Source organism: Nocardia sp. NPDC058518 (genome assembly GCF_042719655.1).
In the GTDB taxonomy this organism is placed as follows: Bacteria; Actinomycetota; Actinomycetes; order Mycobacteriales; family Mycobacteriaceae; genus Nocardia.
Window position 1 is genome coordinate 126923 of record NZ_JBHXNJ010000018.1, and the last position, 15494, is coordinate 142416.

Consider the following 15494-nt stretch of genomic DNA (forward strand, 5'->3'; position numbering starts at 1 on the left):
CCACCCTCCGCGTGGTCGCGCGCCCCCGCCCCCCCCGGGCGGGGGGGGGGCCCCTCCGCCCCGGGGGGGGGGGGGCCACGCGCGTCGAAGCGCGGATCACCCGATGAGATGGTGGAATCGGCGCGTGCGCGTATCGAGTGGAATTGCAGCCTGTGTCGCGGTCGTGGCGCTGGCTTTGCCCGTAGGCCCGGCCGCCGGCGCCGTTCAGGACACCGCGTGCGGGTCGACGCTGTCGCAGGCCGATATCGCTGAGATCGCGAGGTTGTCGGACACGTCGGCGATCTCTGGCGCGGGCAGTCTGGACCGGCTCGAGGACGCGGTGGCCCGACATCATCGGATCACCGAGATCCTAATCGAGCATCGAGACCTGCGCGGGCTGTTCGCGATCGGGCTCGACGGCGTCGAATACGCCGCGGTGATGCCCATGCAGCGCGATCCGGCGGCATTCGCCGACCGCGAGTACGCGCATGCGATCAGCCTCGAACTGCTGAGCCGGTTCCTCGACAATCTGCACGCCGAATTCACCGGTGGTATCGCGGAACCCCAATGGGCGCACTACTTCGCGCTGGCTCGCGACTGTGGTGCATCGCGTGCTCGCACGGCCATGGCCGGATACAACGCGCACCTGACCGTCGACCTGACCTATTCGGTGGCGGCAGTCGGTAGCAAGCCCGAGAACGCGCCGGACTACTTCAAGATCGTGGCGGGAATCGCCTCGGTCGGCGACGTGATCATCGACCGCACCAAAGCCGCCTACGGCGCCGACCTCGGACCGCTGTGGCGGTTCTACTTCGTCGGCGAGGGACTCGACCAGCTGTTCGGCGCCGGAGTCGCCACCGAACAGTTGCTCATCGCCGCCGACCTCGGCGCGAACACGGTGATCTTCACCAACGGCCTCGCCTTGCAAGATCCAGCCCTCGCGCCCGCGATCCGCACCGAGATCACGGCGTTGTGGCAGGCGGCGGACCTTGCCCTCGAAGCACTGGCCCGGATCAACGCACTCTGAACACGTTCCCGGAAATTGTCAGTAGCGCTCGAACCGGATGTCGGCTGCGAGCGGGTCATGACAGATGTCGTCGAGCTCGAGAAGCTGGTGGATCCACGTCGGTGCGGAGACCGGATTCCGGATCAGCGCGCGAACCGTGATGGCGGTGACCACGGCCGTAGCCAGCGATTGGCCACGACCGCTCGCCGACCTGGTCGATCCGTCCGCGGACCGGGCGAGTGCCACCCAGCGGTCGCTGCTACCCGGCATATGGGCCGGTGCCAGCCGTTGCAGTGCGGGCGCCCAGGTGAGGGCGGCCAGCCCGAGTGTGGCGAGTCGGGAGTCGAGGCGGAGGTAGGTGCGCACCGCGACGCCGAACTCGCGGGTGAGGTGGTGTTGATCGGCGAAATCGGCGCGCACGGCGGGAAACGGTCGGTACCCCGCGTCCGCGGGCGTTGAAAAGCGTTGCCGCCCAGTGAAATTGCGGATGCTCGTGCCGTCGGCATCGGGAAAGCGCTGACCGAGCAGCTGGTAGGTCCAGGCAGTCGCGGCGGGGCCGTGGGTTTCGCCGGAGCCGAGGCCGACCATGATGTCGACGGGGCCGCGGTGGTGTGTGAGCGCGTCGACGGCGAGCAAGGTGGTCAGGCCCGGCGCCAACCCGACACCGAGCACCGCCGGGCCGTCGACGTCCTCGAGGGCCTGGACATAGTGCGACGTCGCGGAGATGTCGACGAAGGCGATTCCACGACCGGCACACGCCTGTGCCAACCGGATGTCCTCCGCGCCTGCGCAGTTCACGACGATGGTCGCCCCCGTCAAGGCGGCGTCGACACCGGCGCTGTCGCGCAGGTCGACCACCCGGTCCGCTCTGGCGGGATCACGCCCCGCCGCCAGCGCGGAGATTCCCTCGGCACGTAGCAATCGCACCAGATGTGCGCCGACTGTTCCGTATCCGCCCAAAACCAGCACCGTCATCGAAGATCCTCCAGCTCGTCGGCACCGATGCTACGTGGCCGGGAACAGGAACGGCCCCGGCTCGCGGTGGGTAACCGCAAGGCCGGGGCCGGGTTTCGTCGAATCAGCCCGCGGTCTTCTCCGAGCTGCGGATCTCGACGATCGGCAGGACCAGCGCGGCGGGCGCGCTCGCGGGCACGACCGGCTGGTTCGGGCGAACCGGGGCGATCTTGGTGTAGCCGGCGCTCTGCTCGGGGCGCGTGTCGACCTCGCCGTGGTTGGGCCAGTAGGCGGCCGCACGCTCGGCCTGGGCGGTGATGGTGAGCGACGGGTTGACGCCGAGGTTGGCCGACACGGCGGCACCATCGACGACGCTGAGCGTCGGGTAGCCGTACACGCGGTGGTAGGCGTCGATCACGCCGTGTTCGCGGTCGGCGCCGATCGCCGCGCCGCCGAGGAAGTGCGCGGTCATCGGCACATTGAACACATCACCCCAGGTGCCACCGGCGACGCCGCCGATCTTCTCCGCGACCCGCCGGGTGACATCGTTGCCCGCCGGGATCCACGTCGGGTTCGGTTGTCCGTGACCCTGTTTGGAGGTCAGCTTGCGGCCACCGAACAGCCCGCGCTTGGTGTAGGTGGTGATCGAGTTATCCAGGTGCTGCATTACCAGCGAGATGATCGTGCGCTCGCTCCAGTTCTTCACGCTCATGAAGCGGAAGAAGGTCAGCGGATTGGACAGCACCAGGCCGAGGAACCGCAGCCATCGCGGCACGCGCCCACCACCGTCGACCATGAGCGTTTGCAGCATGCCCATCGAGTTCGAGCCCTTGCCGTAGCGGACCGGCTCGACGTGGGTGTCGGGGGTGGGGTGGATCGACGAGGTGATCGCGACACCCTTGGTGAAGTCCTGGTCCGGGCCGAGCGTCTTGGTGGCCGCACCGACGATCGACTCGGAGTTCGTGCGGGTGAGCAGGCCGAGCTTGTCCGACAGATTCGGCAGCGCACCTTCATCACGCATCGCGTGCAGCAGCTTCTGCGTGCCGAGCGTGCCCGCCGCGAGCACGACATGCTCGGCGGTCAAGGTCTTGGGCGCCTTGCGTACCCAGGCGCCGGTGCGTTCGGTGGCCACATCCCATGTGCCGTCGGGCAGCGGTCGCAGCGACGTCACCGTGGTCATCGGAATGACCTGCGCCCCCACCTGTTCGGCGAGGTAGAGGTAGTTCTTCACCAGCGTGTTCTTGGCGCCGAACTTGCAACCGACCATGCAGTCGCCACATTCCACGCAGCCGGTGCGCTCAGGACCGGCACCACCGAAGTAAGGATCGGCCTCGGTCTCACCGGGCGTACCGAAGAACACGCCGACGGGAGTCTGCACGAACGTCTCGCCCACACCCATGTCCTCGGCGACGGACTTGAAGATCTCGTCGGCGGGGGTCATGTGGGGATTCGTCACGACACCGAGCATCTTTTTCGCTTGCTCGTAGTACGGGGTCAGCTCGGTGCGCCAGTCGGTGATCTCACGCCACTGCGGGTCCTGGAAGAACGGCTCCGGCGGCACGTAGAGGGTGTTGGCGTAGTTCAGTGAGCCACCACCGACGCCTGCGCCGCCAAGGATCAGGACGTCGCGCAGCGGGTGGATGCGCTGGATGCCGTAGCAGCCGAGCTTGGGTGCCCACACGAATTTGCGCAGGTCCCAGCTGGTTTTCGGCAGTTCGTCATCGGCGAAGCGGCGGCCGGCTTCGATGACACCGACCTTGTAGCCCTTCTCCACCAGGCGCAGCGCGGTGACACTGCCGCCGAAGCCGGAGCCGACGATCAGAACGTCGAAATCGGTGGTGCGCTCGGGCATGGGGGAGCTCCTCGATCGGTGTCGACAGTGACGCGGGTAACGCTAATGGCGACAGCCAGAGCTGTCAACGTAGGTTCCGGACCGACCTATGCTGGTCGGGTGGCCCGATACACCCGAGCGGAACTCGCCGACGTCAGCGGCGTGGCGTCGCGCACCATCCGCTACTACCACTCGCTCGGCGTGCTGCCGAAACCCGGCCGCGCGGGCAAGGAAGTCGTCTACTCCGACGAGCACTTGGACCGCCTGCGCGACATCGTCGCCATGCAGGCGCGCGGGTTGCGCCTCGACGCCATCCGCGAGGTCTTCGACGCCGAACCGCAGGCCGGTGACTGGCGCGCATTATTTGATCCGCGCACGGGCCAGGCCGCCGAACGTTCTTCCTTCATCGACGACGCCGAGCTCGCGTCGATGCTGGGCGACAGGGGCGCCGACGCACTCGCGGAACTCACCTCGGCGGGATATCTCGAGCGTCGCGACGAACGCTGGTTCCTCGCGGACCGGTCGATGTTCAAGGCCGCGCTGGTCCTCTACGACGTGGGCATCGACATCACCCTCAGCGGGGTGCTGCGAACGATGATCCAGTCGCGGATCGCCGCGCTCGCCGACGAGGTGGTCCACACGGTCCGCGACGCCGCGGGCACGGGCTACGGCGGCGAGGGGGTCGGGGTGGACCTGAGCCGTTTCCGCGACCGCTTGCTCGCGATGGCATGGGAGGTCGGCGGTGCCACGTTCGCCGCCGAGATCGAACGCGCCGCGGCCGCCGACGACGCGGCCGGACGCCGTGCTCCGGCCCGCGCCGCGAGTGCGCGATGATCGGACGATGAGTTCCGACCAGCCGGGCCCGCGCGCACTGGCGCGTGCGCAGACGATCGCCGACATCAAACGCATCGGCCGCGAGCACCTGGCCACCCACGGCGCCGCGGCATTGTCGCTGCGCGCCGTCGCGCGCGATCTCGGCGTCGTGTCCTCGGCGGTGTATCGATACGTGCGCAGCCGTGACGAACTGCTGACCATGCTGGTGGTCGACGGCTACAACGCACTGGGCGACGCCGTCGAAGCGGCGCTGATCGACGCACCCGACGACCCCGCGACCCGTTTCCGGGTCACCGCGCGGACCGTGCGGGAATGGGCACTGGCCGAGCCCGCCTGGTACGGCCTGCTGTTCGGCACGCCCGTCCCCGGCTATGACGCGCCCGCCGCCGACACCGAAACGCCGGGCGTACGGGTGATCGCGATCCTGCTCGGGATCGTCGACAGCGCCTTCCGTCAGGGTCAGCTCAGCGTCCCCGCAGGCGAACCGGCGATCAGCCCGCGAACGGCAGCCGATTTCGCGACGATCCGCGAGCAGTTCGGCCTGCTCGTCCCCGACCGGGTGATCGCATCCGCCCTCACCGCCTGGACCACGCTGTTCGGCGCCGTGAACTTCGACGTGTTCGACATGTACGGCCGCGACACCTTCGCTGATCGCGCGGAGATCTTCGACCTGAATATCGACCAGCTACTGCATCTGCTCGGCTTCGTCGTGCCGCGCCTGGATCATGTGGACCGGTCGGTACGGTAGCGATCTGAAGAGTTCCCGCGGTATGTGGGGAGAGGGATGTGTGAACGGCGACGACGAGGTCGCCAACGAAGGAGAGTGCCCGAGTGAATTCCCGCGAGGAGATCTTGCGCCGAGTCCGTGACGGGCTGCTCGACCTACCCGAGGACGAGCGCCGGGTTCCCATGCGCCGATCCGCCGGCAGGCACGCGGTGGTGGACCCGTCCGAGCGGGCCGAGGTACTCGCGCGGTTCGTCGAACGGTTGCGTGAGCACGGCTCGCTGGTGCGCACTGTCGACATCGCGGGCCTGCCCGCCGCGGTCGCCGACGTGCTCTACGGCATGAGCGTGCAGACGGTACTCGCCGCGGTCGAGCCCGGCCCGGCGTGGCTGGACCACTGGGCAAGTGCGCCGGGGCATCAGGTCGTCCACAGCGGGTCGGCCGCGGTCGAGCCCGGCGACGCGGTGGTTCGCGACGCGGTGGCAGGCGACGCCTCCACCGGCTCGCTGGCACTCGATGTCGATGGTGGGCCCGCCGTCTCCGAGTCCGTGCCCCAGGTGTGTGTCGTGCGTGCCGACCGGGTCTTCGTATCCCTGCCCGAGGCGCTGGACCATCTCGACCAGCGCAGGCCGCTGATCTGGCTGGGAGGTCCCGGCGATGGTGAGCTGGCCCGCCAATTGGTGGTTCTGCTCGTTGAGTAGGACCCGGAAAACGTTATCTAGCCAGGGTTGTGTGGGACTGAAGGTCTCAGTTATTCTTGGTTGACGGTGTGACGGCGCTAACAGTGCCGTCCGCGCCGGACGCGAACCGAGGAGGCACCGATGACGCTGACCGAATCGAGCCGTGGCGGACCCATTACCGAGGAGTACCGAGAGGCGCTGGCAACCCTGTCACAGGGGTCTGTCGACCGTCATTTCGATCCGTACCTCGATATCGACTGGGATTCACCCGAGCTCGCCCTTGACCCGAACGACGTGCGGTGGGTTCTCTCGCCGCGGATCGACCCGCTCGGCGCGACGCAGTGGTATCGCGACCAACCGCTCGACCGGCGGATCGAGATCGGCAAGTGGCGGACCGCCAACGCGATCAAGGTCGGCGCCGCCTTCGAGAGCGTGCTGATTCGCGGAATGATGCAGTACATCATGAAGCTGCCGAACGGCTCGCCCGAATTCCGGTACTGCTTGCACGAGATGACCGAAGAGTGCAACCACATCCAGATGTTCCAGGAACTGGTCAACCGCATCGACGTCGATGTGCCCGGCATGCGGCCGCTGTTCCGGGCTCTCTCGCCGCTGATCGGCGTCGCGGGTGGCTACGCCCACATGATCCTGTTCATCGGCATCCTCGGTGGTGAGGAACCGATCGATCACTACCAGAAGGCAGTGATCCGCGAGGGTGCGTCGATGCCGCCGTTGGTGTTGCGCACCATGGAGATTCACATCGCCGAGGAAGCGCGCCACATCTCCTTCGCCGGCGACTTCCTCACCGCGCACATCGGGCGGATGGGCAAGTTCAATCGTGGCGTCTGCTCGGTGGCGTTCCCCATCGCGATGCGCTGGCTGGCAGGCGAGATCATGGCGCCGCCGCGTTCGTTCGAGCGCGAGTTCGATATTCCCCGTGAGGTCATCGAGCAGGCGTTCTGGAAGTCGGAGCATTCCCAGCAGATCCTGTCGGGCTACTTCGGCGACATGCGCAAACTTGCCGATGACCTGGGCCTGATGAATCCGACCGCCAAGTGGCTGTGGCGGAAGTTCGGCATCGACGGCCCCGTATCGCGGTACCGCAGCGAGCCCGAACGCAGCGCGCGCCGTATCGCCTGAGCTGATCCCGGCGGCGATTCAGTCGCCGGCGACCAGCTGGGTGATGACCTCGGTGAGTTGCTGGTCGGGGTCCAGGTTCAGGCCGTAGCGGCGGGCGACACCATCGACCACGTGCCAGGCGTAGGAGGCCACTTCCTCGATCAGCCGATCCCTGGTGAGTGCGGGATTCGGGTCGTTGGCCCAGCGGGTGACGGTGGCCTCGGTCATCGAGACGATGGCGAAGGTCATCGTGTCGGCCGAGGCTTCGTCGGTCACGCCGACCACCCCGGCCAGGCCGGTGACGAGCGCCCTGGTCGACCCCGCGATGGTGGTGATCAGCGCGCTCATCGCGTCGATATCGGGATCGGCTTCTGACGGACCTGTCCGCAGGAACTCGTGTAGCCGCGGATGGTCCTGGATCCAGGTGACGACGCCGCCGATCGTGCGAACCAGGATCTCGTGGATCGAGCCCTCGGCGATGTCGAGCGCGTCTTCGATGTCGGCGACGAAGCGGTCGGCGATCTCGCTCCTGATCCGGCGATCCAGTTCGTCGCGACCGGCGAACTGCCGGTAGACCACCGATTTCGCGAGTCCCGCGTGCTCGGCGATCTGAATGATCGGCACCTCGACGCCTGCGGGCGCCTGTTCGATCAGCTCGACCGCGGCCAGCACGATCCGCTCCCGGCGGCTGTCGTTGTGCGGCTGCCATCGGGCTTGCCTGCCGCTGACGGCACTGGAGGGGCGTGACGCTGTGCTCGACACCCGCCTGAGTGTAGAGCAACCATCGATGCTTCAAACCGCTACCGGGGGACCGCCACCGGATCGGTGCAACTGGCGAGCCCGTCGACGAGCGAGCATGGAGCGACAGGGCGCGTCGGCCGGTAATCGGGGGCGACGCCGCCCGCCGCGGTGATCGCGCGGTAGGCGGCGACCGCGTCGGTCGGCGTGCGGGTAAGTGTCGGATCGGTGAGCACGTCGACGGTGTAGATGCCGAAACGTGCTGTGTAGGAGCCCCATTCGTAGTTGTCGGTGAGGCTCCAGTAGTTGTAACCCATCAGCGGGATGCCGTCGGCGACGGCGCGCTGCAGCCAGTAGACGGTGTCGCGCAGCGAATCCGCGCGGGTGTAGCCGTCGGCGCGGGGGAGTCCGTTCTCGGTGGGGATGCCGTTCTCGACGATGTAGAGCGGGCGGCCGGGGAACTTTCGCGCGTAGTGGTCGAGCGCGTAGTAGATGCCTTCGGGCTGCAGCGGAATCGTCCAGAGGCGGTCGGGATCGGGAACCTGTAGCTGGGTGGGGGAGAGGCCGTAGTAATAGTCGATGCCGATGTAGTCCAGGCGCGCCGAGATCCGGTCGAGCAGCGGTCCGCTGACCGCATCGTCGACGCCGGGGATGTAGGCGACGTTGCTGCTCACCTGGGCGCCGGGGTGCACGGTATGGATGTAGTCGTAGATGCTGTTGTGCGCCTGGGTGATTCGTTCACCCATGGTGAAGACGTCGGTTGCGCCGATCCCGCCGTGGCGCAGTTCGTTGACCAGATAGAACGTCGGTTCGTTGAACGTGATCCACAGCGGATCGGCGTCGGCGAATCGGTCGACGACCAAGCGCGCGTTGGACAGCCAGTTCGCGACGATCTCCGGATCGCGCCACCCGCCGCGGTCGACCGCCCAGCCCGGGTACACCCAGTGATCGAGGGTCAGCATCGGCCGCATCCCGGCCTCGGTGATGGCGCTGACGACATCGTCGTAGAACGCGAGCGCCGCCTCGTCCCACACGCCGGGTCGAGGTTGGACCCGCGCCCACTCGATACCGATGCGATACACGCGCACACCGAGTTTCGCGGCCAGCGCGATATCGGAGCGGAAGTGATTCCGGAAGTCGACCGAGTTCAGATAGGGGTCGGCGGTGGTGCCGGATTCGACGTATCGGCGCCAATTGCTATCGGGGGCATCGCCTTCGGCCTGGAACCCGGAAGCTGCCACGCCCCAGAGGAATTCGGGCCCGAGTGGTGCCAGTTGGGTCGGCGCCGGTGGTCGGGCCAGGGCGGGGGAGGTGCTGGTCGTGAGCATGGCCGCGGCGGCCAGTGCGACCGTGGCGAGGATTCGGCGACCAGTGGGGGAGGGCATGGCACTCCTGGCGGCTAGGGGAGGGGAGTGAGTTCAGTGTGCGACATCGAGGTAGTCGTGCGGGGCAATTGACGCGGAGCGGCGGTCTTGGAGGCTGTCACTTCATCAAATTACATCTAGTTACGTAGATATGCGCATCTATTCATGTGTCTCCCATTTGTGCCCATGCACCCGCTGCAGTTCACGACATGTCGGCACTACACAATTACTCACCAGCAAGGACGGGGAGGGCTTCTGCTACGTCGCCAAATCGATGGCAACCGCGCGACCGGTGTCGAACCAGTACGCGTGCAGCCCCCGGATCTTCGCCCGCGAGGGCATACCGCGCAGGTGGATCGCGCATTCGCCGTAGTCCACCGGCACCACGGTGTCGCACAGCAGGGCGCGTGCGGTGGCGAGTTCGTCCGGGTCGGTGATCTCCCTGGCGGTCCCGCTGTGGGTGCCGTCGGACAGCTTCAGGGTGACGTTCGGGTCGGCACGAACATTGCGGAGCCAGGCATTGACCGCGTCAGGCTGCTGAATCGTCACGTGGGGCGGCATCAGCTGCACCAGGTACGCCCGGTCACCGTCGCGAAAGACCCGAACACACTTCGGGCGCGGTAGGCCGGTCTTGCGCCCGGTGGTCGTGAGGATGCCGTACCCGCGTGGGGTGCGGATGCGAAAGAACGGCGCCATGCCGGCGCTCAGCAGCTTGCCGTCGCGGGGGCCGCGTATCAGTCGGCCGTGTTTGCCGATTTCGGCCGCGGCCGCGGTGCGCCGAGCCTCGTTTCGGGCCTCGTCCATGTCTCCATGGTCCGCTCGCGGCGATCGGTCGTCCAGCATCCCGAGTGAGTTGCCTCTCAGCGCACGGTCGTGAGTGGGCGAACTCGGTTCGCTCGAGCCAGGATTCGTGGATGGTTTGGAATCCCTTGCCGGGCTTTGCGCGCGTGTTCGCGGCACAGCCCTGGGTGATGCGTGGCGCCGGTGTCGTTCTGCCGACCGAGCGGTTGTTGCGCAGGCTCAGTGGCGGTCGGTGGGGTGTACTCGATCTGGCCGGGCTCCCGTCGATCGAGATCACGGTGGTCGGGCGCAAGTCGGGACAGCCACGCACCACCTCGCTGCTGTGTGTGCCGGACGGGGACGGCTTCTATCTGGTCGGCTCGAACTGGGGCAAGCCGGAGCATCCGGCATGGTCGGCGAACCTGCGCGCGGCCCGGACGGCATCGGCCCGCTTCGGCGGCAGCTCCGCGTTCCCGGTGACCGTCGTCGAGATCACCGGCGTCGAGCGTAAGCGCGTATGGGACCAGGCCGTCGAGTTCTGGCCCGGCTACGAGATGGAATTCCAGCGCTCGGGCAGTCGAGAATTCCGCATCTTCCGGCTCGACCGGATCGTCTGATCACAGACCGAGTTTGGTGACGGCGTTGTCTTCGAGTGGGTTCGCGGTGCGGATGTAGCCGTGGACGGTGCGGGGGTTCGCCCAGCGGCCCTGGCGCATGATCTCACGGTCGCTGGCTCCGCCGAGGGCGGCTTGGGTGGCGAAGCCGGCGCGCAGGGAATGCCCGGAGAACAGGTCGGGGTCAAGGCCCGCGCGGGCCGCGTAGCGCTTGACGAGTTCGGCGACGGCCCGCCCGGACAGCGCGGTGGCGCTGATCGAGCCGTGCCGGTTGATCGTGGGGAACAGCGGGCGGTCCACGTCGGCGCTGAGGCGGGTTCCCGCGAAGCCGTGGCAGCGGTGGATTGTGGTGTCGGCCGCGAGGTTGTTCGTCGTCCAGGTCCGCGTGCCCGCGTCGCCGGTGTCGGCGTGGACTTCCAGTAGGCGCATCCAGTCGGCGAACGCGCAGATCGGGCAGGTGCGTGGGTGTTTGCCGCGAGGCAGGGCGATGCGCTGCTCGGCGACGCCGGTCGGGTCGGTTTTCGTTGTCGGCAGGTGCACGACGAGTAGCGGTTCACCGGTGGTGTGATCGGTGCGCACGTGCACGTCGCTGATGCGCAGGCCCGCGAGTTCGCTGCGCCGCAGTGCGCCGGCGAAACCGACCAGCAGCGCAAGGGCGTCTCGGCGGCGGGCGGGCTCGGTGGGCCAGTCAGGTGCGGGGAGTTCGGCGAGAAGCTGGTCGAGGGTGTGCAGCAGGACCGGCCGTTTCCGGGTCGGCGGGGTGCGGCGGGTGCGGCGGATGCCGCGCAGGGTGAGACGGACGACGTCGGAGCGTGTCGGCGAGGGAAGTCCGTTGGCGGCGTGAACTGCGGCGATGGCGGCGGACTTGCGGTCAAGGGTGGCCGGGCTGAACGCCCACACGCCGCTTTCTCGTCGCGCGTCGGCGGAGGCGGCCAGGTAGACGGCCACATCGAGGGGGTCCGCGGGGAGCGCTTGTCGCTGTTCGGCCGCGCACCAGCCTGCCCAGGCGATCCAGTCCGTTCGGTAGGCGCGCAGAGTGTTCGCCGATTGGGAGGCTTCGAGGTAGCGGCGCAGTGCGCCTGCCTGGTTGTCGTCGAAGCGTTCGCGGACCAGGCGCAGGGCTGCGGTATCGACGAGGACGCTTCGAACCCCGCGGCGCAGTTCGGTGCGGACCTGTTCCGGAAGCACGACCGATGCGTCGCTCAACTTCGCCACTCCCTCGCGTGAATCGTCGCTGCCGCCGATAACTCCTGGCGTTGCAGCCTAATCCGGCGTGGGCGCGAAGCGTTCGGGAGTCGCTATCGGCGTGACGTCACGGCATTTCTTCGAGCTCGGCGAGCTGGGTGTGGATGTAGGCGGCGAGCCGGTGCTTGGCCGCGCCGGTGAGGAAACTGGTGTCGCCGAGGCGCGGGAAGTGGTCGTCGACGTCTGCGGTCGGCGCTGCGCTGGTGTCGGGCGATTCGCTGACGAGCTCGAGCCGTGCCGGACGGTGTTGGGGGAGAGGAACATTCGGTTCGTACGGCTCTGAGGTTGCTGCTCCGGTACTTACCATGGATGAAACCCTAACGTTTTGATTACGGCCGCTGCCAACATGACGGGCCAAGTAGTGATTACTGCCACGTTTTGTTCGATTTAGTTCATGACGCCGGGTCTGGGTGCGTTGGGAGCGCCATGATGGGTCGATGCGGGTGGTCATCGCCGACACGGAGATCCGGTTTGTCGACTATCCTTTCGCGGGCGCATCGGTGTATCCCGACGGTGTGATCGCGGTTTCCGAGATCGCCGATGCCGATCCGCGCGCGACGCCGCCGGAACTTCGCACGATCTCCGGGGAGACACTGTTCGTCCTCGCGACTGACGGGCTTGCGCTCGACGAGTTCTGTCAGCGCACCGCGATTCCGGTTCGTCGTCGTCTCGATATCTGGGGTGACCTGCTGGAGCCGTTCCTCGACACGTCGTTCGACCTCGAGGACCAGCGCGCTACCGAGGCTCGGCTGCATCGTGCGGGGCTGTCGCTGGAGGAGATCGCCGAGATCCGTGGGCGCGTCGAGCGGGCGATGATGTCGTACAACTTCGACAGCATGTTGTGGGAGTGGGTGTACCTGGGCATGTACGACCTGTTGTCCGCGGCGAACGGTGTCCTCGTCGGGCCCGAAGCGCGAGCGAGTCTGGGGGATCCCGAGGAGCTGTACCGCTGGGCGATGTGGATCGCCGGGCGCACCGGTCCGGAATAGGGCCTTTCGTCTCACGAGGCGCGCGCTGCCGGGTCCGGTCGAGCGGTCGCGGCGACATATCCGGCGACCGGGCTCAATCGCAGTACCGCAGGCATCCGGCGGGTGAGTGCGGGTGGGCCGGTGAACATGACCCGCCCGGTGCGCTGCGCGTGGGTGAGCGGCATGCGCCCCAACCACACCTCGTACAGGCCGGCGACATCGGCGCTGATGGTGACGTCGACGGGATAGCCGGGGTCTGTCTCGCACACCGAGGGAACAGCGGCTTCGACGACGATCCAGAACCGGCGGATATCGTCGGTGAACCGGACCTGCAACACCTGCCGCCGTCCGGGCAGCATCGAGGTGTCGATCCGGGTGTGCATCCACCACACCAGCAACGCCGCATCGAGTTCGTCCTGCTGTGGGGCGCCGAAGGTCCAGCGCGCGCCCCATTCGCCGAGGCCGAACAGGATGGGTTCGAGCTGGCTGCCCGCTTCGGTGAGCAGGTGTTCGGTGCCGAGCTTTTCGATGAGTCCGGCGCGTTCGAACTGGCGCAGGCGTTTGGCGAGCAGGCTGCGTGACAGGCCGGGTAGGCCGCGGGCGAGGTCGTTGAAGCGGGTGGTGCCGAGGAACAGGTCGCGCAGGATGAGCAGCGACCAGCGTTCGCCGAGCACGTCGAGGGCCCGCGAGATCGGGCAGTACTGGCCATAGCCTGCGGTCGTTGTCGTCATGGTCACCTCACCGACGGGGTCCATTTCCTGGACCGGGAGAGTCCACTTTCTGGACTATCTGGTTATCGCGGCGCTTCCTACCTTCGAAACATGACTTCCACAATTTCTGACACCACGTCCAGCACCGACCGGGTTTCCCTCGCCCGCGAGATCGGTGAAACCTTGCGTCTCGAAGTCCCTGAGCGGGACCGCACCGGCGAGATCTCCGTCGCCGCGTTCGACTTGTTGCGGTCGAGCGGTCTGTCGGCGGCGCTCGTGCCGGTCGAGTTCGGCGGCGGAGGCGCCTCGCATCGGGAGATGGGGGAGATCCTGCGTGAACTCGGCAGACACGATCCGTCGACGGCGGTCGCCTTCGCGATGCATTCGCACTTGGTGGCCGCGCAGGTGTGGCGGCACAACCATGGGGTGGACGCTTCGGCGGTGTTCGCGAAGGTGGCGGGCGGGGCGATTCTGGTCAGCACCGGTGCCTCGGATTGGGTCGAGTCCAATGGGCAGGCCGTACGCGTCGACAGTGGCTATCGGGTGAGCGCGCGCAAGGCGCCCGCGAGTGGATGTGAGGTGGGCGATGTGCTCGTCACCAGCGTTCGCTACGACGGTGAGGTGCTGCATTTCGCGGTCCCGTTGGCTGCCGCAGGGGTGAGCATCGACAAGACCTGGGATTCGTTCGGTCTACGTGCGAGCGGTTCGCATACGGTCGTCCTCGACGACGTGTTCGTGCCCGATGCCGCGATCTCGATGACCCGCCCGGCCGGTCCGTGGCCGCCGGTGCTGAACGTGGTGATCGGCGCCGCCCTTCCACTGGTTCTGGCCGCCTATCTCGGCGTCGCCGACGCGGCCGTCGACCTCACCGCTCGCCTACTGGCGGGCCGTTCCGAAGCCCACACGGTCCAGTCGGCAGGAGAAATGCTCAACGCCTACACCACCGCCGAGGACCTCATCACCGCCATGTTCACCGACTCCGAGAACCTGACCTTCCCCAACACCGACACCTACGCCGCCCGCACCCTGAGCCGCAAAACCGTCGCCGCCGACGCCCTCATCACCACCGTCCGCCTGGCCATCGAAACCACCGGCGGCGCAGGCTATTCCCGCACCTGCGACCTCGAACGCCTCTACCGCGACATCCACGGCTGCCAGTTCCATCCCCTGCCCCGCGCGAAGCAGACCCGCTTCAGTGGCCGAGTTCTGCTGGGGCACAGCCCCATCGACTGAGTGCAGAGGGGTCATCGAGCAATTGGATGACCCCTCTCGCCTACCCGTACAAGTGAGCGGTGACGGTCGGGTCGTGAGCCAACACGAAGTCGACGATTCCCCAGAACTCCGGAAGACGAGGGTGAACCAAGCCGTCCTCGCGGGAGAGCACCACACCGTGGACTTCATCGGCTGACCCGTCCAGACATGCCTGGACGAGGGTTGCCGCGGGGTTCGGGTTGTTCTGCACCGGTCCGACGCGGCAACCGAAAGTCACGTGATCGTCGGCGGTTTCGGAATCCCAGGTGCCGAGGATGACGTCGATCCAGGTGTCATGGTGCTTATCCGCGTGGTGGTAGCTGTTGGCGAAGTACGCCGCGTAGGCAATCCCGTCGCGGGTGATCATGTTCCAGGTGCGCTCGATCGGCTCGTCACAACAGGGGCATTCGTACCGCGCGAACTGGCGTTCGTCCAGATCAGCTGCGAGTTCAGTGGAATTCATGTCAGACAGCCTGGGCATCCGCGCCGTCGAATTCCGCCGCCCGAGCCCTCATGAGATCTTCATTCACCGCCATATGATCCGCTATAGCGACGAATTTCGCCTACTCGAGAGCGCGCCCACGTGGTTCAATCACCGGGTGATGATGTTCGCGCAACTGTGGTGGCCGCTGACCTAGCGGCTGACCGAGTTGTGCGCGGCCGCCCCGAGGGTGGCCAGATCTGTCGTGACGACATC

18 protein-coding genes are annotated in these 15494 nt (G+C 67.2%); 9 read left to right on the forward strand and 9 right to left on the reverse strand.

Annotated elements, in window-relative coordinates:
• The first annotated feature begins 103 nt into the window (after window positions 1-103).
• The gene (locus ACFWPX_RS27250) at window positions 104-1006 is read left to right on the forward strand and encodes a DUF5995 family protein (protein ID WP_378930229.1); all 903 of its coding nucleotides are present in this window, start codon (window positions 104-106) and stop codon (window positions 1004-1006) included.
• Window positions 1007-1024: 18 nt separating this feature from the next.
• Here ACFWPX_RS27250 and ACFWPX_RS27255 read toward each other — a convergent pair whose 3' ends face one another.
• Together ACFWPX_RS27255 and ACFWPX_RS27260 are read right to left on the reverse strand one after the other, a co-directional pair.
• On the reverse strand, window positions 1025-1960 hold the full coding sequence (locus ACFWPX_RS27255) for an NAD-dependent epimerase/dehydratase family protein (protein WP_378930230.1): 936 nt from the start codon (window positions 1958-1960) through the stop codon (window positions 1025-1027).
• Window positions 1961-2063: 103 nt separating this feature from the next.
• On the reverse strand, window positions 2064-3791 hold the full coding sequence (locus tag ACFWPX_RS27260) for a GMC oxidoreductase (RefSeq protein ID WP_378930231.1): 1728 nt from the start codon (window positions 3789-3791) through the stop codon (window positions 2064-2066).
• A gap of 99 nt (window positions 3792-3890) precedes the next feature.
• Between ACFWPX_RS27260 and ACFWPX_RS27265 the strand changes: the two genes are divergently transcribed.
• The 4 genes from ACFWPX_RS27265 to ACFWPX_RS27280 all read left to right on the forward strand — a co-directional run bounded on the left by ACFWPX_RS27265 (window position 3891) and on the right by ACFWPX_RS27280 (window position 7148).
• Window positions 3891-4604, forward strand: a complete 714-nt coding sequence (locus ACFWPX_RS27265; protein ID WP_378930233.1) for a MerR family transcriptional regulator — start codon at window positions 3891-3893, stop codon at window positions 4602-4604.
• Window positions 4605-4611: 7 nt separating this feature from the next.
• The gene (locus ACFWPX_RS27270; RefSeq protein ID WP_378930235.1) at window positions 4612-5352 is read left to right on the forward strand and encodes a TetR/AcrR family transcriptional regulator; all 741 of its coding nucleotides are present in this window, start codon (window positions 4612-4614) and stop codon (window positions 5350-5352) included.
• Between the two features lie 83 nt (window positions 5353-5435).
• Window positions 5436-6029, forward strand: coding sequence for a hypothetical protein (locus ACFWPX_RS27275; RefSeq protein ID WP_378930237.1), 594 nt, complete (start codon window positions 5436-5438; stop codon window positions 6027-6029).
• A gap of 120 nt (window positions 6030-6149) precedes the next feature.
• A complete protein-coding gene (locus tag ACFWPX_RS27280) occupies window positions 6150-7148 on the forward strand; it encodes a diiron oxygenase (RefSeq protein ID WP_378930239.1) in 999 nt (332 codons plus the stop codon).
• A gap of 18 nt (window positions 7149-7166) precedes the next feature.
• On the opposite strand, the gene ACFWPX_RS27285 is transcribed toward ACFWPX_RS27280, so the two are convergent.
• The 3 genes from ACFWPX_RS27285 to ACFWPX_RS27295 all read right to left on the reverse strand — a co-directional run bounded on the left by ACFWPX_RS27285 (window position 7167) and on the right by ACFWPX_RS27295 (window position 10033).
• Window positions 7167-7889: a TetR/AcrR family transcriptional regulator gene (locus ACFWPX_RS27285; RefSeq protein ID WP_378930241.1), complete on the reverse strand. Its 723-nt coding sequence runs from the start codon at window positions 7887-7889 to the stop codon at window positions 7167-7169.
• Window positions 7890-7927: 38 nt separating this feature from the next.
• Window positions 7928-9250: a family 1 glycosylhydrolase gene (locus ACFWPX_RS27290; protein WP_378930243.1), complete on the reverse strand. Its 1323-nt coding sequence runs from the start codon at window positions 9248-9250 to the stop codon at window positions 7928-7930.
• Window positions 9251-9487: 237 nt separating this feature from the next.
• Window positions 9488-10033 carry a nitroreductase/quinone reductase family protein gene (locus ACFWPX_RS27295; RefSeq protein WP_378930245.1) on the reverse strand — a complete coding sequence of 182 codons (546 nt, stop codon included), beginning with the start codon at window positions 10031-10033 and terminating at the stop codon, window positions 9488-9490.
• Between the two features lie 110 nt (window positions 10034-10143).
• Between ACFWPX_RS27295 and ACFWPX_RS27300 the strand changes: the two genes are divergently transcribed.
• Window positions 10144-10626: a nitroreductase family deazaflavin-dependent oxidoreductase gene (locus tag ACFWPX_RS27300; RefSeq protein WP_378930247.1), complete on the forward strand. Its 483-nt coding sequence runs from the start codon at window positions 10144-10146 to the stop codon at window positions 10624-10626.
• Here ACFWPX_RS27300 and ACFWPX_RS27305 read toward each other — a convergent pair whose 3' ends face one another.
• Both ACFWPX_RS27305 and ACFWPX_RS27310 read right to left on the reverse strand, forming a co-directional pair.
• On the reverse strand, window positions 10627-11829 hold the full coding sequence (locus tag ACFWPX_RS27305) for a site-specific integrase (protein ID WP_378930249.1): 1203 nt from the start codon (window positions 11827-11829) through the stop codon (window positions 10627-10629).
• A gap of 106 nt (window positions 11830-11935) precedes the next feature.
• Window positions 11936-12175: a hypothetical protein gene (locus ACFWPX_RS27310; protein ID WP_378930251.1), complete on the reverse strand. Its 240-nt coding sequence runs from the start codon at window positions 12173-12175 to the stop codon at window positions 11936-11938.
• Between the two features lie 130 nt (window positions 12176-12305).
• On the opposite strand from ACFWPX_RS27310, the gene ACFWPX_RS27315 reads away from it, so the two are divergent.
• A complete protein-coding gene (locus tag ACFWPX_RS27315; protein ID WP_378930253.1) occupies window positions 12306-12857 on the forward strand; it encodes a hypothetical protein in 552 nt (183 codons plus the stop codon).
• Between the two features lie 11 nt (window positions 12858-12868).
• On the opposite strand, the gene ACFWPX_RS27320 is transcribed toward ACFWPX_RS27315, so the two are convergent.
• Entirely contained in the window at window positions 12869-13567 is a 699-nt protein-coding gene (locus ACFWPX_RS27320) for a winged helix-turn-helix transcriptional regulator (RefSeq protein WP_378930255.1), read from the reverse strand.
• A gap of 90 nt (window positions 13568-13657) precedes the next feature.
• Between ACFWPX_RS27320 and ACFWPX_RS27325 the strand changes: the two genes are divergently transcribed.
• Entirely contained in the window at window positions 13658-14779 is a 1122-nt protein-coding gene (locus ACFWPX_RS27325; protein ID WP_378930257.1) for an acyl-CoA dehydrogenase family protein, read from the forward strand.
• Between the two features lie 40 nt (window positions 14780-14819).
• On the opposite strand, the gene ACFWPX_RS27330 is transcribed toward ACFWPX_RS27325, so the two are convergent.
• Window positions 14820-15260, reverse strand: a complete 441-nt coding sequence (locus ACFWPX_RS27330; protein WP_378930259.1) for a hypothetical protein — start codon at window positions 15258-15260, stop codon at window positions 14820-14822.
• Between ACFWPX_RS27330 and ACFWPX_RS27335 the strand changes: the two genes are divergently transcribed.
• Complete coding sequence (locus ACFWPX_RS27335; RefSeq protein ID WP_378930261.1) at window positions 15259-15435, forward strand: hypothetical protein; 177 nt, start codon at window positions 15259-15261, stop codon at window positions 15433-15435. The two genes, ACFWPX_RS27330 and ACFWPX_RS27335, sit on opposite strands and share 2 nt — an antisense overlap.
• Window positions 15436-15494 lie beyond the last annotated feature (59 nt).

Coding starts and splice junctions, on each gene's coding strand:
- ACFWPX_RS27250 (WP_378930229.1), top strand. CDS start 104: ATGAGATGGTGGAATCGGCGCGTGCGCGTATCGAGTGGAATTGCAGCC.
- ACFWPX_RS27255 (WP_378930230.1), bottom strand. CDS start 1,960: ATGACGGTGCTGGTTTTGGGCGGATACGGAACAGTCGGCGCACATCTG.
- ACFWPX_RS27260 (WP_378930231.1), bottom strand. CDS start 3,791: ATGCCCGAGCGCACCACCGATTTCGACGTTCTGATCGTCGGCTCCGGC.
- ACFWPX_RS27270 (WP_378930235.1), top strand. CDS start 4,612: ATGAGTTCCGACCAGCCGGGCCCGCGCGCACTGGCGCGTGCGCAGACG.
- ACFWPX_RS27280 (WP_378930239.1), top strand. CDS start 6,150: ATGACGCTGACCGAATCGAGCCGTGGCGGACCCATTACCGAGGAGTAC.
- ACFWPX_RS27290 (WP_378930243.1), bottom strand. CDS start 9,250: ATGCCCTCCCCCACTGGTCGCCGAATCCTCGCCACGGTCGCACTGGCC.
- ACFWPX_RS27295 (WP_378930245.1), bottom strand. CDS start 10,033: ATGGACGAGGCCCGAAACGAGGCTCGGCGCACCGCGGCCGCGGCCGAA.
- ACFWPX_RS27300 (WP_378930247.1), top strand. CDS start 10,144: ATGGTTTGGAATCCCTTGCCGGGCTTTGCGCGCGTGTTCGCGGCACAG.
- ACFWPX_RS27310 (WP_378930251.1), bottom strand. CDS start 12,175: ATGGTAAGTACCGGAGCAGCAACCTCAGAGCCGTACGAACCGAATGTT.
- ACFWPX_RS27315 (WP_378930253.1), top strand. CDS start 12,306: ATGCGGGTGGTCATCGCCGACACGGAGATCCGGTTTGTCGACTATCCT.
- ACFWPX_RS27320 (WP_378930255.1), bottom strand. CDS start 13,567: ATGACGACAACGACCGCAGGCTATGGCCAGTACTGCCCGATCTCGCGG.
- ACFWPX_RS27325 (WP_378930257.1), top strand. CDS start 13,658: ATGACTTCCACAATTTCTGACACCACGTCCAGCACCGACCGGGTTTCC.
- ACFWPX_RS27335 (WP_378930261.1), top strand. CDS start 15,259: ATGTCAGACAGCCTGGGCATCCGCGCCGTCGAATTCCGCCGCCCGAGC.
- ACFWPX_RS27330 (WP_378930259.1), bottom strand. CDS start 15,260: ATGAATTCCACTGAACTCGCAGCTGATCTGGACGAACGCCAGTTCGCG.